The organism is Streptosporangium sp. NPDC020145, from assembly GCF_040631275.1.
GTDB lineage: Bacteria > Actinomycetota > Actinomycetes > Streptosporangiales > Streptosporangiaceae > Streptosporangium.
Map to the genome: position 1 here is coordinate 48,896 of NZ_JBEXZT010000005.1, position 14,864 is coordinate 63,759.

Annotated in this window: 11 protein-coding genes; 5 read left to right on the plus strand and 6 right to left on the minus strand. The window is 72.6% G+C overall.

What is annotated here, in order from left to right; translation table 11 throughout:
• Positions 1-51 precede the first annotated feature (51 nt).
• Both ABZ463_RS11225 and ABZ463_RS11230 read right to left on the minus strand, forming a co-directional pair.
• The gene (locus ABZ463_RS11225; RefSeq protein WP_362775449.1) at positions 52-1,629 is read right to left on the minus strand and encodes a hypothetical protein; all 1,578 of its coding nucleotides are present in this window, start codon (positions 1,627-1,629) and stop codon (positions 52-54) included.
• Between the two features lie 183 nt (positions 1,630-1,812).
• Positions 1,813-2,337: a YbhB/YbcL family Raf kinase inhibitor-like protein gene (locus ABZ463_RS11230; protein ID WP_352016185.1), complete on the minus strand. Its 525-nt coding sequence runs from the start codon at positions 2,335-2,337 to the stop codon at positions 1,813-1,815.
• Positions 2,338-2,952: 615 nt separating this feature from the next.
• Between ABZ463_RS11230 and ABZ463_RS11235 the strand changes: the two genes are divergently transcribed.
• Both ABZ463_RS11235 and ABZ463_RS11240 read left to right on the plus strand, forming a co-directional pair.
• A complete protein-coding gene (locus ABZ463_RS11235) occupies positions 2,953-3,456 on the plus strand; it encodes a PH domain-containing protein (RefSeq protein ID WP_352016210.1) in 504 nt (167 codons plus the stop codon).
• Positions 3,453-5,057 carry a PH domain-containing protein gene (locus tag ABZ463_RS11240; protein WP_362775451.1) on the plus strand — a complete coding sequence of 535 codons (1,605 nt, stop codon included), beginning with the start codon at positions 3,453-3,455 and terminating at the stop codon, positions 5,055-5,057. The genes ABZ463_RS11235 and ABZ463_RS11240 overlap by 4 nt, the downstream gene beginning before the upstream one ends.
• Positions 5,058-5,126: 69 nt before the next feature.
• On the opposite strand, the gene sepH is transcribed toward ABZ463_RS11240, so the two are convergent.
• The 3 genes from sepH to ABZ463_RS11255 all read right to left on the minus strand — a co-directional run bounded on the left by sepH (position 5,127) and on the right by ABZ463_RS11255 (position 9,570).
• A complete protein-coding gene (sepH, locus tag ABZ463_RS11245) occupies positions 5,127-6,554 on the minus strand; it encodes a septation protein SepH (RefSeq protein ID WP_362775453.1) in 1,428 nt (475 codons plus the stop codon).
• Between the two features lie 445 nt (positions 6,555-6,999).
• On the minus strand, positions 7,000-8,325 hold the full coding sequence (locus ABZ463_RS11250; RefSeq protein ID WP_362775455.1) for a D-arabinono-1,4-lactone oxidase: 1,326 nt from the start codon (positions 8,323-8,325) through the stop codon (positions 7,000-7,002).
• Between the two features lie 87 nt (positions 8,326-8,412).
• Positions 8,413-9,570, minus strand: a complete 1,158-nt coding sequence (locus ABZ463_RS11255) for an MFS transporter (RefSeq protein WP_352016181.1) — start codon at positions 9,568-9,570, stop codon at positions 8,413-8,415.
• Positions 9,571-9,751: 181 nt separating this feature from the next.
• Here ABZ463_RS11255 and ABZ463_RS11260 point away from each other — a divergent pair, with 181 nt between their 5' ends.
• Positions 9,752-10,963 carry a lytic murein transglycosylase gene (locus ABZ463_RS11260; protein ID WP_352016180.1) on the plus strand — a complete coding sequence of 404 codons (1,212 nt, stop codon included), beginning with the start codon at positions 9,752-9,754 and terminating at the stop codon, positions 10,961-10,963.
• On the opposite strand, the gene ABZ463_RS11265 is transcribed toward ABZ463_RS11260, so the two are convergent.
• Positions 10,954-11,916, minus strand: a complete 963-nt coding sequence (locus ABZ463_RS11265) for a ferrochelatase (protein ID WP_352016179.1) — start codon at positions 11,914-11,916, stop codon at positions 10,954-10,956. The genes ABZ463_RS11260 and ABZ463_RS11265 overlap by 10 nt on opposite strands.
• A gap of 134 nt (positions 11,917-12,050) precedes the next feature.
• On the opposite strand from ABZ463_RS11265, the gene ABZ463_RS11270 reads away from it, so the two are divergent.
• Complete coding sequence (locus ABZ463_RS11270; RefSeq protein WP_362775458.1) at positions 12,051-14,036, plus strand: prolyl oligopeptidase family serine peptidase; 1,986 nt, start codon at positions 12,051-12,053, stop codon at positions 14,034-14,036.
• On the plus strand, positions 14,033-14,851 hold the full coding sequence (locus tag ABZ463_RS11275; RefSeq protein ID WP_362775460.1) for an inositol monophosphatase family protein: 819 nt from the start codon (positions 14,033-14,035) through the stop codon (positions 14,849-14,851). Before ABZ463_RS11270 ends, ABZ463_RS11275 begins: the two co-directional genes overlap by 4 nt.
• Positions 14,852-14,864 lie beyond the last annotated feature (13 nt).

Consider the following 14,864-nt stretch of genomic DNA (forward strand, 5'->3'; position numbering starts at 1 on the left):
TCGCGGTTCAGTGGCCCGGCGTGGCCTGTTACGGACGCCGGGACGGATCGGTCAGCGGTAGTAGTCGGGGTAGTCGGGCTCCTGGGCCCGGTGACGGCTGCCACGGGGAGAGGGCCCCGCCTGCCCGTCGGGGGTCGTCGCGACCTCGGGGACACCGGTGCCGTACAGGTCGCCGTAGCTCGGCCACACCGTGCCCGCGCCGCCACCGGGGGCGGGGGTGGGCTCCGGCCAGGCGGTGGAGGGGACCGGTTCGTGGCCCTGCCCGCCGGAGGGCCTGCCCGCCGTACGCGGCTGCTCGTCGTAGGAGCCGACCGCCTTGGAGGGCGCGGTCGGGGTGGAGATCGCCGGGGTCGGCCCGGTGAGCGCGTCGTCGTCGATGGTGGCCCAGCCCGTGCTCACCTCGTAGGAGGTGGCCGAAGGGGCGGCGGAGGGGGCGTTGTACACCGGGTTCTGGTAGGAGGCGTACGACGGACCGGGATCGTCGAGGATGTCCGGGCTGCCGGCCGCGGGCCAGCCGCCCGAGGTGGGCGAGGTGGCCCGCGCCCACGGGTTGTCCGCGACGGGCCTGGACGGCTCGGGCACACCGCCGGAGCCGTACGGCGCGGGCGACGGGGCCGGAGCGGCACCCGGCGCGGCGTTCGGGGAGGCGCCCGCGGGGAAGGCGGCGGGGAACCCACCGCTGGTGGTCGGGCCCATCGGAGGCATCGGCGGCGGAACCTGCCCGGCCCCGGGGTCCCGTACGGGGGCCCCGCCCACACCGCGTCCGGCGGCACCGGAGGCGGGGGCGGCGCCGCGCGGGCGGGGCGCGAGCGGCTCGTTGAGCGGGTCGGGTCGCGCGGGCGCGCCCGGCAGGGGACCGGGGCCCGTGTTGCCACCGGCCGCGGCGTTCGCGGCGGCGGCGCGCCCGCTCCTGCGGGAACGTGGTGTGCGGGGCTCACCGAACGCGCCGGGCGTCGGGGCCGCGAAGGTCACCGTCTTCTGCTCGGCGAGCGCGGCGGCGGTGGGGGCCGGGTTCGGCTGGACCGGTTCGATCAGGTCGGCGAGGCCGGACGGCAGCGAGGCCGAGGCGACGGCGGGGGCGGGCGGCGGCACGGGAACCTGCGCGGGCCTGGGGGCCTGCGGCCTGTTCGGCAGCGGCGCCTGCACGGTCACCGCGTCGGCGGCCGAGGCCGCGATCGGGACGACAGGGGGGACCGGCGGAACCGGGGCCGCGGGCGGCTGGCCCGGCGTCTCCGACGCGGGACGGCTCGCGCCCATCTTGGCTGCCAAGGACCCTCCGAAACCGCCCTCGTCAGCCTGGAGCCGCGTCCAGTAGTCGTCGTCGTAGTCGTCGGCCTGGCCGAACTCGTTCACGCCGCGTTTCCCCCGCGAACCCGCGGGACGGGGCGGACGGGGCGGCTTCGGCTCGTCGAACGGGGTCAGGTCGGGACTGAAGTGCTTCATCTTCGGTTCCCGGGTCGCGAAGTCGTCGATGGACAAGGCAGGCGTCTGCGCCTCCTTCTCCTCCAACTCGCGAAGGCGTTCCGCGGGGAGCGCACTCTCCCTGCGGTTCATCGACCGCATGCCCAGTGCCACGACGACGAGCACGAGGAGCACGACGGCGACCAGACCTGCTACGACCGCGATCATTGCACCACCCTCAAGGCCATGGCCTTCCAGCGGCGCCGGTGAGGTCGCGCGGCCATCGACGCGACCTGCCCCCTTGCATCACCTGCGCACGGACATTGGATCTGATTGTGTCGGACCACTATGAGCGTTGTCACACCCTAAGTGAAGAATCGGTAACCATTACTACCTCCGGTGTTTGACCTGTCACTCGATGTGCGTCGTGGTGAGCCGGCCCCAGGCGATCGTCCTGGAGGCGATGCTCTTCAGGGTCTTCTCAAGGGAGGCGCCCTTGGGAAGCTCGATCCGGTCGTTGAGCGCGTAGACGGTGAAGCGGTAGCTCTCCTTGTCGCGGCAGGGCGGGCTGTAGCCCGTCTTACCGCTGGTGGTGCTTCCCTCCACGGCGCCGACCGGGACGCTGTCATCGGCCAGTTCGTTGGTGCGCGGGTCGATGTCGAACACGACCCAGTTCACCTCTCCACCGGTGCGTGAGTTGTTGTCGACCACGATCGCGACCGACTTGGTGTCGTTCGGAATCCCCGACCACCGCAGTGGCGGGTTGCCCGCCGACCCCTTGCACGAGTAGTCGGAGGGCAGAGCCGTGCCGTCCCGCAACTGGGGGCTGGAGACACTGATCGGCTCCAGCTGCAGCCGGTCGGCGGACGCGGAGCCGCCCGTCAGGCCACAGCCCGAGGCAACGACGACGAACGCCGCGGCCAGTGCCGTCCCCACGGCAGGTCGCGGGCGGCGTGTAGACGTGTGCGGCTGCCCCATGCCCGATGATGCTACGCGGATCTGGCAGATGCGCAGACCGGATCGCGAGGTTCCATGGCGCGGAAAAACCCGGGAATCGGACACGAACCCGGGACGGAGAGAGCGCTTCCCGGTCCGGGGGTTGCCGCCCCGGCGGGAGGAGGCGCCCATGCCCCGGGTCCCTCGCATCCATCCCGACCTGCCGATATCCGGAGCCGATGATCGACGATCAAGGTATGGGCGCGGCCTCGCCGCGGGCGGGACGGCCGCCTTACGGACGGGCGGCCCGGCCCGGTTGTGAATCCTGTGGAGTCGTGGTGCGGGAGTGTCGTGAACGCTCGGGAAACCTCTCGGGGTCGTTCCCCCGCGGCCCGGGCTCCCCCGGCCTCCCCACGGGCCTCTGGGGCGACGCCAGAGGGCACCGTACGGCCAAGCCGTACAACGCGGGCATGACGGTCGGCCCCCTGGGACGGAACCCTTTAGGCTGGCACCGTGAGAGACCACGCCGAAGAGCACGCCGAACCCGCGAGGGCGGCCACGGCCCTGCCCGGCACGGGTGGTCATGGTCCCTCGCTCGACCCCCTGAGGGTCCCCCTGCGGGCCCCGGCGAACGCGGTCTCCCGCAAGGCGATCGCGCTGTGGCTGTTCGAGGGGCTGTTCTGGTCCGTCGTCCTGATCGGGGGGTCGTTCCTCCTCACGCGCTGGATCGACGGCGACCGCTGGTCCTGGCTGCCCGGATGGGTGCTCGGCAACATCTGGTGGCTGCCCGCGCTGGTGACGCTCGCCACCCTGCCCGCCGCGATCGCCGAGCCGTTCTGGCGCTACGCCGTGCACCGCTGGGAGCTCAGCGGGGACGTGGTCTACGCCCGCTCCGGCTGGATCAGCAGGGAGTGGGCGTTCGTCCCGGTCAGCAGGATCCAGACGGTCGACAAGGCGCAGGGCTGGTTCGAGCGGGTCCTGGGACTGGCCACGGTCGAGATCCGGACGGCCTCCCACGCCGGGTCCTCCACGATCAAGGGCCTCGACTACGAGGTCGCCGCGACCCTGGCCGAGGAGCTCGCACGGCGGGCCGAGGAGCTGAGGGACGACGCGACGTGACCGGTCAGGACGAGGCGCCTCCGAGCCCCGGCATCCACCAGGGGCCGGGGGCCCCGCTCCCTGGTCCGCCGCAGCGGCTGAGTCCCAAGGTGCTGCTGACCGAGCCGATCAGGATGCTCCCCTCGCTCTTCCTGCCGCTGGCCGGGGTGCTGTTCGTCGGAGGTTTCTCACCGAGCTCCTTCCTCTGGGCGGCCCTCGGCGTCGCCGGTTCCGTCGCCTATGCCGTGGTCCGCTGGGCCACCTTCACCTACCAGGTCGCCGGGGACAGGCTCGAACTCACCCGGGCCCTGGTCAGCAGGTCGGTACGGACGATCCCGCTGGAGCGCGTCCGTGGCGTCGACGTCAGCAACCCGCCGCTGCACCGGCTGCTCGGCATCGCCGTTCTGAAGATCGACACGGGCGCGGGCGGCGAGGACAAGCAGGAGGGCGAGCTCGACGGGGTGACGGTCGCGGAGGCGGAGCGCCTCAAGGCCGTGCTGCTCCGGCACGCGAGGGCCGGCGCGCAGACGGGCGAGGGCGGCCGTGACCCGGTGGCCGTGCCCGCCGGGCCGTACCAGGAGGGGGTCTCCGCGCCGGTGGACCGGCCGCAGGCCGAGCGGGTGCTCTTCGTGGTGCCGCGCCGGTGGCTGGCCTACGGGCCGTTGTCCGGCGCCTACCTGCTGACCCCGTTCGCGCTCGCGGCCGGCGCGGTCGGCCTGGCCTTCCAGTGGGGCAACGAGCTGCGCGTCGACGGACGGTTCCTGGTCGGCGCGGGGGAGTGGCTCTGGGACCACCCCGTGGTGCTGCTCGTGGCCCTGGTGCTGCTCGTACTGGCCATGCCGGTCGCGGGGGGCGTCATGTACGCCGTGTTCAACTGGGACTTCACCCTGCGCGTGCGGGAGGGGTATCTCGTCGCCGGGCGCGGTCTGCTCACCCGCAGGAGCGTCTCGCTCGAACGCCGCAGGGTGCGCGGGTTCGAGCTGGTCGAGGGGGTCGCCGAACGCTGGGCGGGGGTCGCCAGGGCATGGGCCGTCGTGACCGGGCTCGGCGACTCGCAGACCCGGGGTCAGTTGCTGCCCGTGGTGCCCAGGTCCAAGGCGCTGGACGTGGTCGGGGAGGCGGTCGGCCCGACGATCTCCCGGCTGCGGCCGCATCCGCCCGCGGCGCGCAGGCGCAGGCTCTTCAGGGCGGTCTTCCCGTGGCTCGTGATCGCGGGCTGCGCGGGAGCGGCCGGGCTCGTGTGGTCGCCGCTGTGGTGGGGGCCCGCCGCCGTCGCCCTGCTCCTGGCGGCACTCGGCGTCCCGCTGGGCCTCGACCGCTACCGTTCGCTCGGCCACGCCTACGACGGGGCCCGCCTGTCCGTCAGGTCGGGTTCCCTGCGCCGCTCCCAGGTCGTGATCGAGGAACGCGCGGTGGTCGGCTGGAAGCTGACCCAGACGCCCTTCCAGCGCCAGGCCCGGGTGCTGACCGTGACCGCCGGGGTCGGGGCGGGCAGCGGAGGCTACTCGGCCTTCGACGTCGGCGAGGCCCAGGGTGTGGCCTTCGCCGCGGAGGTCACCCCCGCCTGGCTGGCGCCGTTCCTCCTGACCGGAAACTCCGAGCGGCCCAAGCCGGTGGAGTGAACACCTTCCCTACGGCGAGGCGGGGGCGGCCGGTCTCCCGTGCCGCCCCCGCCTTCGCGTGTCCTGTGGTCAGTCCTGACGTCTGGCGCCGAACATGATCTCGTCCCAGGTGGGCACCGAGGCGCGCCGTCCCCTGGCTCGCTTCGCGGGCCGCGCGGGGGCCGGTTTCGGCGGCTCGACGGGTTTCTCCGCGACCTTCTCCGGGACCTTCTCAGCGGGTTTCTCGGCGACCTGCTCTGGGACCTTCTCCGGGGCCTGCTCGGCGGCCCTCTCCACGACGGGATCGGGGGACGCGGCGGTTTCCTTCCTGGCCCGCTCGTCCAGGCTGAGACGCGCGGCGGGCACCGCGGCCGCCTCCTCCTCCGCGGGTTCGGCGGGGACGCCGGTCTCCGCGGACCCGGTGGACCCGGTGGTCTCTGTGGTCTCCTGGACCTCCGGGGACGACTCGGCGGGCGTGGCGACCTCGGTGGTCTCCGTGACCTCGGGGACCTCGGGGACCGCCGGTTCGGACTCCATGACCTGCTCCCGCGTGGCGAGCGGCCTGGGCGTCACGAGCACCGGGGACTCCTGGGGCCGCATCCGGGCGACGGGCGCGGCCTCGGGGGTCCTGATCGGCTGCTCGAACGGGGCCATGGAGTCGGGCGCGCGCAGCGGAGGCACGGTGGGCCTCGGCGGATCGTAGCCCGGGGGCAACGGCGGCATCGGAGGCTGTGTGTAGGCGGCCGGAGCGGAGCGTTCCTGGGGCGCGGGCGCCTCCGGCGGCTGGGGCGAGTCGTCGGGGGACGACTGCTCCTGGCGCAGGACCGAGGGGAAGGAGACCGGAGGCTGGCCCAGCGGCTCGGGCGCCAACGGGGGCACCGGCGCGAGCTTGGCGACCCGGGGCACGAACGGGGTGACCGTGCTGTCCTCGGCCGGCTCGGCCTGATCGCCCGACGACAGGCGCATGGCCTCGTCGTCGTGCGGGGTGATGTGACGCCGCCGCGGGTCGAAGATCCATTCCGCCCTGCGGCTGTGACCGTTCCACACGAAACCGAGCTTGATCCGCCACAGGTTGTCGTCCCGCTTCGCGGAGTCCCAGTCGATCTCGTCGGCGGGCACGCCGCGACGGGTCAGCCGTTCGGCGACCAGTTCACCGAGGGTGGGGCCGGGAGCGGAGTCCCCAGGAAGCCGTACGGCGCAGCGTTGCGCCTGCTGGGCCATGTACTCACGTTCCTGGAGCACGGGGCCCTCGAACCACCGCACGCGCTCGACCGGGATGCCCGCCGTGGCGGCGATCTCCTCGGCGGTCTCTCCTGCGCGTATCCGGGCCTGGATCTCCTTGGGGCGCAACGGACTCTCCACTTCGATCTCGTACTGGCCGAGACGGGAGAAGTTGCCGCGGACGGCAGCGCGGAGCCGGTCGTCGACGGGCAGCGTGAACCGGGTCCCCCGGCCGGCCGTGGCCAGCACAAGGTAGGTCCCGTCCTCACTCACCGCGACGAGACGGAGCTCCTGCATGCGAGTCCCTTCGTCGTCGTGCTCAATCTTCCCCCGGACCCTTGAGTCTCTCGCGTGTGCCGGTTGCCTGCCAGCACCGTACCCGGCATGTCCGAACATCGCCTTCCTGGATGGGGCTCGCAGCGATGTGACGCCGGTCACATTTGCTCCATTTACCTGCTTATCGGGCACCGTTGTGGAGCAGTACATTCGGAGTCCCCGACGGATTCTCCCCAATAACCCAGGGCGCCGTCGCGAACTTGGTGCAAGAGCCCCCGGTTCGGGGCGGCCGGCCCGGGTGACGGTCGTCTCCGGCGGACTCCCTCGGAGCCGGGCGACGTGGGCGTCTGCGAATCCGCTCCGGTATCCGCCGTCGAGGCGACAGGCCGCCGGCACGTAACCCTCCGGGGAGGTCGCACGCAGGGGGGCCTCCCCGGGGAGTTCCCTGGATCGCGGGACGCGCCGGTCAGCCCAGGACGGTGTCCAGATAGTCGTTGGAGAACACCCGTCCCGGATCGAGCAGGTCCCGCAGCCGCAGGAAGTCCGCGAAACGCGGATAGACCGTGGCCAGGTAGGCCGCGTCGCGGGTGTGGAGTTTGCCCCAGTGCGGCCGGCCGCCGAGCCGGACCATGATCTCCTCGACGCCCTCGAAGTAGTCCGGGTTCGGGGTCGGCCGGTAGACATGGCAGGCGACGTAGGCCGAGTCGCGGCCGTAGGCGGTGGACAGCCAGGCGTCGCTCGGCGGGGTGACCCGAACCTCGATCGGGAAGGTGATCCGCCAGCCCCGGCGATCGATCAGGTCACGGGTCTCCCTGAGGGCCTGGGCGAGGTGCTCGCGCGGGATGGCGTACTCCATCTCCAGGAAGCGCACCCGCCGTACGGTCGCGAAGACCTCGTAGGAGGTGTCCACGCGCTCGGAGGCCGACAGTGCCGAGGCCGACAGCGCGTTGATGCCGGGGATGGCGGCGGGCAGGCGCGCGCCGAGCCCGCACAGCGCGCCGAACACCGTGTTCTCCAGGAAGACGTCGTCCAGCCAGTGCCTCAGGGCGCTCTGCGGCCTGGCCGGGCCGGGGTGGCGGTTGTTGCGCTTGGTCAGGCAGGTGTCGGTGTGCGGCAGCCAGAAGAAGTCGAGGTGCTCGTTGTCCGCGGTGATCTTGTCGAGCGAGCCGAGGATCTCGCTCAGCCGCATCGGCTGCCTGACGCTGTGCAGCAGGAAAGAGGGCTCGACCGCGAAGGTCAGCGCGGTCACCACTCCGAGTGCGCCCAGGCCGACCCTGGCGGCGTCGAAGAGGTCCCGCTCGGTGACCCCGTCACGGATCTCGGCGGTGCCCTCGCGGGAGACGGTGACGCTCTCGCCGTCGGCGAGCACCAGGTCCAGTGCGATCACCTGGTCGGCCAGACCGGCGATCCTGCCGCCGGTGCCGTGGGTGCCGGTCTGTACGGCTCCGGCCAGGGTCTGGGCGGTGATGTCGCCCATGTTCGCCAGCGCCAGGCCCCTGCGGGCGAGTTCCTCGTTGAACACGCTGAGCGGGGTCCCCGCGGCCGCCCGCACCCAGCCCTCGCCGGTCTGCAGGACACCGGTCAGCCGTTCGGGCCGCAGGAGCAGGCCGTCGGTCAGCGCGACGCCGGTGAAGGAGTGCCCGGTGCCGACCATGCGCACCCGCCGCCCCGTCTCGGCCGCCCGCCGTACGGCCAGGGCGACCTCCTCGGCTGAGGAGGGCGCGTGGACCTCGGCGGGGACGGCGGACTGGTTGCCCGCCCAGTTGCGGAAGGCGGCGGGGGTCCGGCTCATGGTCGCTCCTCGGCCGGGGATGTCGCGTGGCGTGCCCGGCTCACGCCGCGGGCACGGCTCCGTCCCGCCAGGAGACATGAACCATACTCACGATTGCTCCTGGAGAACAGGGGGCCGCAGCCAGGCGAAGCCGCCCACGCCGACGGCCACGGCCAGCAGGGCGCAGCCGAGCGGGAAGACGTAGGCGCTGGAGGAGCCGTAGAGGTCGGTCAGCCGTCCGGCGGCCCACGAGCCGAGCGCCACGCCGAAGCCGACCGCGGTGGACAGCCACGCCATGCCCTCGGTGAGCAGGCGGGCCGGGACCAGCCGCTCGATCAGCGAGTATCCCGTGATGAGCGTCGGGGAGACGGCCAGCCCGGCGAGGAACATGAACGGCGCCATCACCCCGACGTGCTCGATCAGGGCGAAGGGGGAGACGCCCAGGGCGAAGATCCCGAGGGTGGTGACGAACCGGCTGCGCATCGAGGACTTCCAGCGCCGCGCGCCGTACCAGAGGCCGGACAGCAGGCTTCCCGTGGCGATGACCGACAGCAGCAGCCCGGCCGCGGCCTTGGCGCCGTGCTCCTCGGCGAAGGCCACGGTGATCAGGTCGACCGAGCCGAAGACCGAGCCGACCGCCAGGAAGACGCACGAGAGCAGCGCGACGCCGGGAATGGTGATCGGGCTCCTCGAACTCTCCCCCTTGGGGATGATCGGGGGTTCGGTGCCGCGCTGCATGGCGAAGGCGACGGTGCCGATCACCGTGGAGACCAGGGCGACGATCAGTCCGGCGTACGGGCTGACCGAGGTGGCCAGCGCGGTCACCAGCGCGGGACCGGCCACGAAGATGACCTCGTCCGCGATCGACTCGAAGGAGAAGGCCACGTGCAGCTCGTCCGAGCGGCCCAGCAGGTGGGACCAGCGGGCCCGTACCAGTGAGCCGAGGGACAGGGCGCTGGCGCCCGCCAGGGCGCCGGTGACGAACAGGGTCCACGCGGGCGCGCCCAGTCCGCCGCAGAGCATCAGGCCGCTCAGTGAGACGCCGTGGGTCAGTACCAGGGGGACGGCTATCCTCGCCTGGCCGTACCTGTCGACCAGGCGGCCCGACAGGGGGGCGGCGACGGCGAAGGTGACGCTGACGGTGGCCGCGACCGCTCCCGCCATGGCGTAGGAGTCGGTGAGGGCCTCGACGAGGAGCACGATGCCGATGCCCAGCATCGACATGGGCATCCGTCCGAAGAAGCCCGCGATGACGAACCCCTTCACGCCGGGCCTGTTGAACAATCTCCGGTACGGCCCGACCACGGACTGCCCCTTTCCCACATTTTCGTCGTCGATCGTATCGACCATTTCTAACCAAACCATCACACGGCAACTCATTTTTCGCGCAACAGAGCGAACCGGTGGTGCTTGGGCTAACGTGAGGGCAGTGTCACATCATCCCAGGTTGGGGGTATTGGTCGCGATACTCGCCGTGACCGCCCTCGCGGTCACCACAGGTGCGATCTTCCTCGTCCTGAGCCCGGCCGACTCCCCGGCGCAGGTCCGTACGGAGACCTCCGACCTCCGGCGGGACACGACCGTGCGGGACCTGGCCAGGCTCGCCCCGCAGGCCGACCTCACCCAGGCGAGCCCGCCCCCCGCCACCCCGGCCCCGGTGGTCGCGGCGACCGGCGGGCCGGGGATCACCCTCACCCCGCCCCGGCTGTTCGTGGTCTCCCAGTCGACGCTTCCCGAACGCACCAAACAGGACATCGCCCGGCTCGGGCACGTCCAGAAGGTCGACTCCTTCGACGGGGGAGCGGTACGGGTCTCCGGCGCCGCGCTCAACCTGCTCGCGGTCGAACCGGCCCGTTTCCGCGCCTGGGCGCCCAAGGCCGTGGCCGACCAGCCGAGGGTCTGGGAGGCGCTGAACAGAGGGGAGCTCATCGCCGACAGCGCCGCGGTCCGGCGGCTCGGGCTGGTCCTCGGCGCCAGGTACCAGGTGGACTCCGGACCGGCGCTGCGGGTCGCCGCCTCGGCGTCCTTCGGCCTGCCCGGGGTCGACGGCCTGGTCGGCGCCGAGACGGGACGGCGGCTCGGCCTGCTGCCCGGGGTGGCGCTGCTGGTCAACGGCCCGGAGAAGGCGGTCGCCGCGATGGACGCCGGGGTGCGCAAGCTCCTCGGCTCCGGCGCCCAGGTGGTCGTCGTCGGCGGGAGCCGTACGGCCAGGAAGACAGAGGTGAAGGCCGAGCAGGTGCGGGAACGGGCGCCTACCGGCAACAGGGCCACGGTCGGGCGGCCGGGCAGCTATCTGGAGCTGTACCGCAAGGCGGCCACCGTCTGCCCAGGTCTCTCGTGGACGGTGCTGGCGGCCATCGGCCAGGTGGAGAGCTCACACGGGCGTAACAACGGCCCCTCCTCGGCCGGAGCCCTCGGCCCGATGCAGTTCATGCCCGCCACCTGGAAGGCCTACGGCGTGGACGGGGACGGCGACGGCGTCGCCGACATCTGGAGTCCCTACGACGCCGTGCCCGGCGCGGCCAACTACCTGTGCGCGAACGGCGCAGGACAGGGCGGCAAGAAGCTGGCGAAGGCCGTGTGGTTCTACAACCACTCCACGGCCTACGTCAACAAGGTCCTGTCCGTGGCCCAGGCCTACGCCCGCGCCTACCCGTGACGGCGGGGCGGGGCCGGGCAGCAGGTGGCCGCGCACGGGACGGGCTCGGGCTCGGCGAGCAGTTCGCCGACCATCGCGACGAACCGGGGATGGGTGCCCGCGGTCGCCGCCCTGGCCAGCGGGAGACCGAGCCCGGCGGCCGTCTGGGCGGCCTCGACGTCGAGGTCGTAGACGACCTCCATGTGGTCGGAGACGAAACCGATCGGCACCAGGACGACCGCCGGGGCGTCGACCTTCTGCAGGTGGTCGCAGACGTCGGGCTCCAGCCACGGCACGTGCGCGGGGCCGCTGCGGCTCTGCCAGACCAGGTCCCACTCCCGCTCGCCGCCCAGCCCGGCGACGACCGCGGCGGCGGCCCGGCGTAGCTGTGCCTCGTACTGCCCGCCGCCGGGCCCGGCCGTCCTGGCCATCGAGACGGGGACGCTGTGCGCGGTGAAGACCAGGCGCGCGGCGTCCCGGTGCTCGGCGGGCAGCCGATCGAGGGCCTGGCGGGTGTGGTCGACCATCGCCGCGACGAACCCCGGGTGGTCGAAGTAGTGCCTGAGCTTGACGACCTCGGGGGCGCCCTCGACCGCCGCCCTGGCCAGGGCGATGTCGTCGAGGTACTGCCTGCACGCGGAGTAGGAGGCGTAGGCCGAGGTGACGAAGGCGGCGGCCCTGCGCACGCCGTCGGCGGCCATCCGCCGCAGCGTGTCCTCAAGGTAGGGATGCCAGTTGCGGTTGCCCCAGTAGACCGGCACGTCGACGGTCGGCTCGACGGCGGCGATCAGGTCGCGGCACTGCTGGTTGATCGGGCTGCGCCCCCCGAAGCGCTGGTAGTGCGCCTCGACCTCCAGCAGCCGCTCACGCGGGACTCCCCGGCCCCGCACCACGTTCTCCAGGAACGGCATGACGTCGCCGGGCTTCTCAGGCCCTCCGAACGAGACGACGAGCAGCGCGTCGTAAGTCCCCATGACTCTCATCAAACCGCATGGCGGGGAATCCTCCCGCATCGCCGCGCATCATCGCGCCGGGGGGAGCCGAGTGGTATGGAAAGTGGCCTCCCGGCGGGAGTGATCGAAGAAGAGGCGCAGGGTAGGTTCCAAGCGTGACCCCATTTAGCGACATCCGCGATTATGTCGGTGTACCCCGGGTGACTTCCCTGCGGCTTTCCCCCGACGGGACTCGCCTGGTGAGCGTGGTCCAGGCACTCAACCCCGACGGAAAGTCCTACGGCACGTCCCTGTGGGAGATCCCTCTCGACGGGCGTGAGCCGTACCGGTTGACCCGGTCGGTGAAAGGCGAGACAGGAGCGGAGTTCACGGCCGGCGGCGATCTGCTCTTCTGCTCCCGCCGCCCCGACCCGACGGTCAAGGAGACCGAGGAGGGGGTCCCCGCGCTCTGGCTGCTGCCGCGCGCGGGAGGAGAGGCGAGGCAGGTCGCCTCGCGGCCCGGCGGTGTGGCGGGGTTCGCCACCGCGGGCGGGAACGTGGTCTTCGGCTCCGACGTGCTGCCCGGAGACGAGGCGACCGAGGCGGAGCGGCGCAAGGCGCGCAAGGACAACGGGGTGAGCGCGATCCTGCACGAGGACCTGCTGGTGCGCCACTGGGACCACGACCTCGGGCCGGGTGAGGTCAGGCTGTTCGCCGGGGCGCTCGGGCAGGAGCGGCTGACCGGGACCATGGACCTCACCCCGCAGCCGGGCAAGAGCCTGGCCCTCGCCTCGTGGGACCTCACCCCGGACGGCGCGACCGTCGTGACGAGCTGGACGGTCCCCCTGCCCGGCGGGGAACTCGGCTCCCATCTGGTGGCGATCGACGTGGCGGACGGCACCCGCAGGGTCCTGGCCGAGCAGGACGGTCACGACCTCGGGGAACCCGTCGTCTCGCCGGACGGGCGCCTGGTCGCGTGCGTGCGCGAGGTACGGGGCTCGACGGACGTGCCCGCGGAGAGCGTCCTGTGGATCGTGGACATGGCCACCGGGGAGGGGCACGTCGCGGGCCGCTTCGAGAGCCACCTCCTGTGGCCGGTCGACTTCGTGTGGGCGCCCGACTCCCGGACGCTGTACCTGGCCGCCGACCATCAGGGGCGCCGCCCGATCTTCCGCGTCCCCGCCGACGGCTCCGAGGCGGTACGGCTCACCGCCGACGACGGCGCCTACCTGTCGCTCCAGGCCGCGCCCGACGGCTCGGTCTACGCGCTGCGCGGCGCCGTGGACAGCCCGGCCGTCCCGGTCCACGTCACCGTGGACGGCACGGTCGGGACGCTGCCCTCCCCGGCCCCCCGTCTCGAACTTCCCGGGACCCTGACCGAGGTCAGCGCGACCACCGACGACGGCGAGACCGTCAGGGCCTGGCTGGTGCTGCCCGAGGGCGCCTCGGCGCAGAGCCCGGCGCCCCTCCTGCTGTGGATACACGGCGGCCCGCTGTCGAGCTGGAACGACTGGTCGTGGCGGTGGAACCCGTGGATCATGGCGCAGAACGGCTACGCGGTGCTGCTGCCCGACCCGTGCCTGTCCACCGGTTACGGCCTTGAGGCGATCCGGCGGGGCTGGGCCGACTGGGGGCCGCGCACGTACGCCGACCTGATGGCGATCACCGACGCCGCGCTCGAACTGCCCGAACTCGACGCCTCGCGGACCGCCGCGATGGGCGGTTCGTTCGGCGGTTACATGGCCAACTGGATCGCCGGGCACACCGACCGGTTCAAGGCGATCGTCACCCACGCCTCGCTGTGGAACCTGGAGCAGTTCATCGGCACGACCGACGCCGCCGTCTACTTCCAGCGCGAGTTCGGGCCCCCGGGCGGGCAGCCGTACCGGGACCTGTCGCCGCACCTGTCGCTGGAGCGGATCTCCACGCCCATGCTGGTCGTCCACGGCGACAAGGACTACCGGGTGCCGATCGGTGAGGCCCTGCGCCTGTGGTGGGACCTGCGGCGCTCGGAGGTCGAGTCGAAGTTCCTGTACTTCCCCGACGAGAACCACTGGGTGCTCAAACCGGGCAACGCCGTGGTCTGGTACGAGACCGTGCTCGCCTTCCTCGCCCAGCACGTCCTCGGCAGGGAGTGGAAGCGACCGGAGTCGCTGTCGTGACGCGCGGCGGGCCGCCGGCCGGGGAGGACGCGCGGCTTCTCGCCCGGCTGGCCGAGGAGATCTCCAGGGAGGCGGGGGAGATGCTCCTGGCCAAGCGGCCCACCAGGCCCGAGGTCCTGGCGACCAAGTCCAGCCCGACGGACGTGGTGACCGCGCTCGACCAGGCCGCCGAGGAGTTGATCCGCGACCGGATCAGGCGGACCAGGCCGGGCGACGCGATCCTCGGTGAGGAGGGCGGCTCGACCGGCGACGGCCGGGTCCGCTGGATCGTCGACCCGATCGACGGAACCGTCAACTTCATGTACGGCCTGCCCGAGTGGGCGGTGAGCGTCGGCGTCGAGGTGGACGGTGAGGTCGTCGCCGGGGTGGTCAACGTCGTGCCCAGGGGCGAGGTGTTCACCGCGGTCAAAGGCGAGGGAGCCTGGCTGGCCGGGGAACGGCTGCGCTGCACCACGGGCGTGTCACTCGACCGGGCCCTGATCGCCACCGGGTTCGGCTACGGGGCCGGACGGCGCGCGGTCCAGGCGCGGGTGCTCGCCCACGTGCTGCCGCGGGTGCGCGACATCCGCAGGGGCGGCTCGGCCGCCTCGGACCTGTGCTCGGTCGCCGCCGGGCGGGTCGACGGCTACTACGAGCGCGGCCCGCAGTACTGGGACCACGCGGCGGGCGGCCTCATCGCCGCGGAGGCGGGGGCCAGGATCGGCGGTCTGGGGGGCAGACGGCCCAACCCGGACCTGACGATCTGCGCGGCGCCCGGTCTCTTCGAGGAACTGCACGATCTGCTGGCACCGCTGGACCCGGAACGCGACGATTGACGGGCCCGGGACC

What these genes read in the sequence shown, in the direction of transcription:
- ABZ463_RS11225 (WP_362775449.1), bottom strand. Translation starts at nt 1,629, where the DNA reads ATGATCGCGGTCGTAGCAGGTCTGGTCGCCGTCGTGCTCCTCGTGCTC.
- sepH (WP_362775453.1), bottom strand. Translation starts at nt 6,554, where the DNA reads ATGCAGGAGCTCCGTCTCGTCGCGGTGAGTGAGGACGGGACCTACCTT.
- ABZ463_RS11250 (WP_362775455.1), bottom strand. Translation starts at nt 8,325, where the DNA reads ATGAGCCGGACCCCCGCCGCCTTCCGCAACTGGGCGGGCAACCAGTCC.
- ABZ463_RS11265 (WP_352016179.1), bottom strand. Translation starts at nt 11,916, where the DNA reads ATGGGGACTTACGACGCGCTGCTCGTCGTCTCGTTCGGAGGGCCTGAG.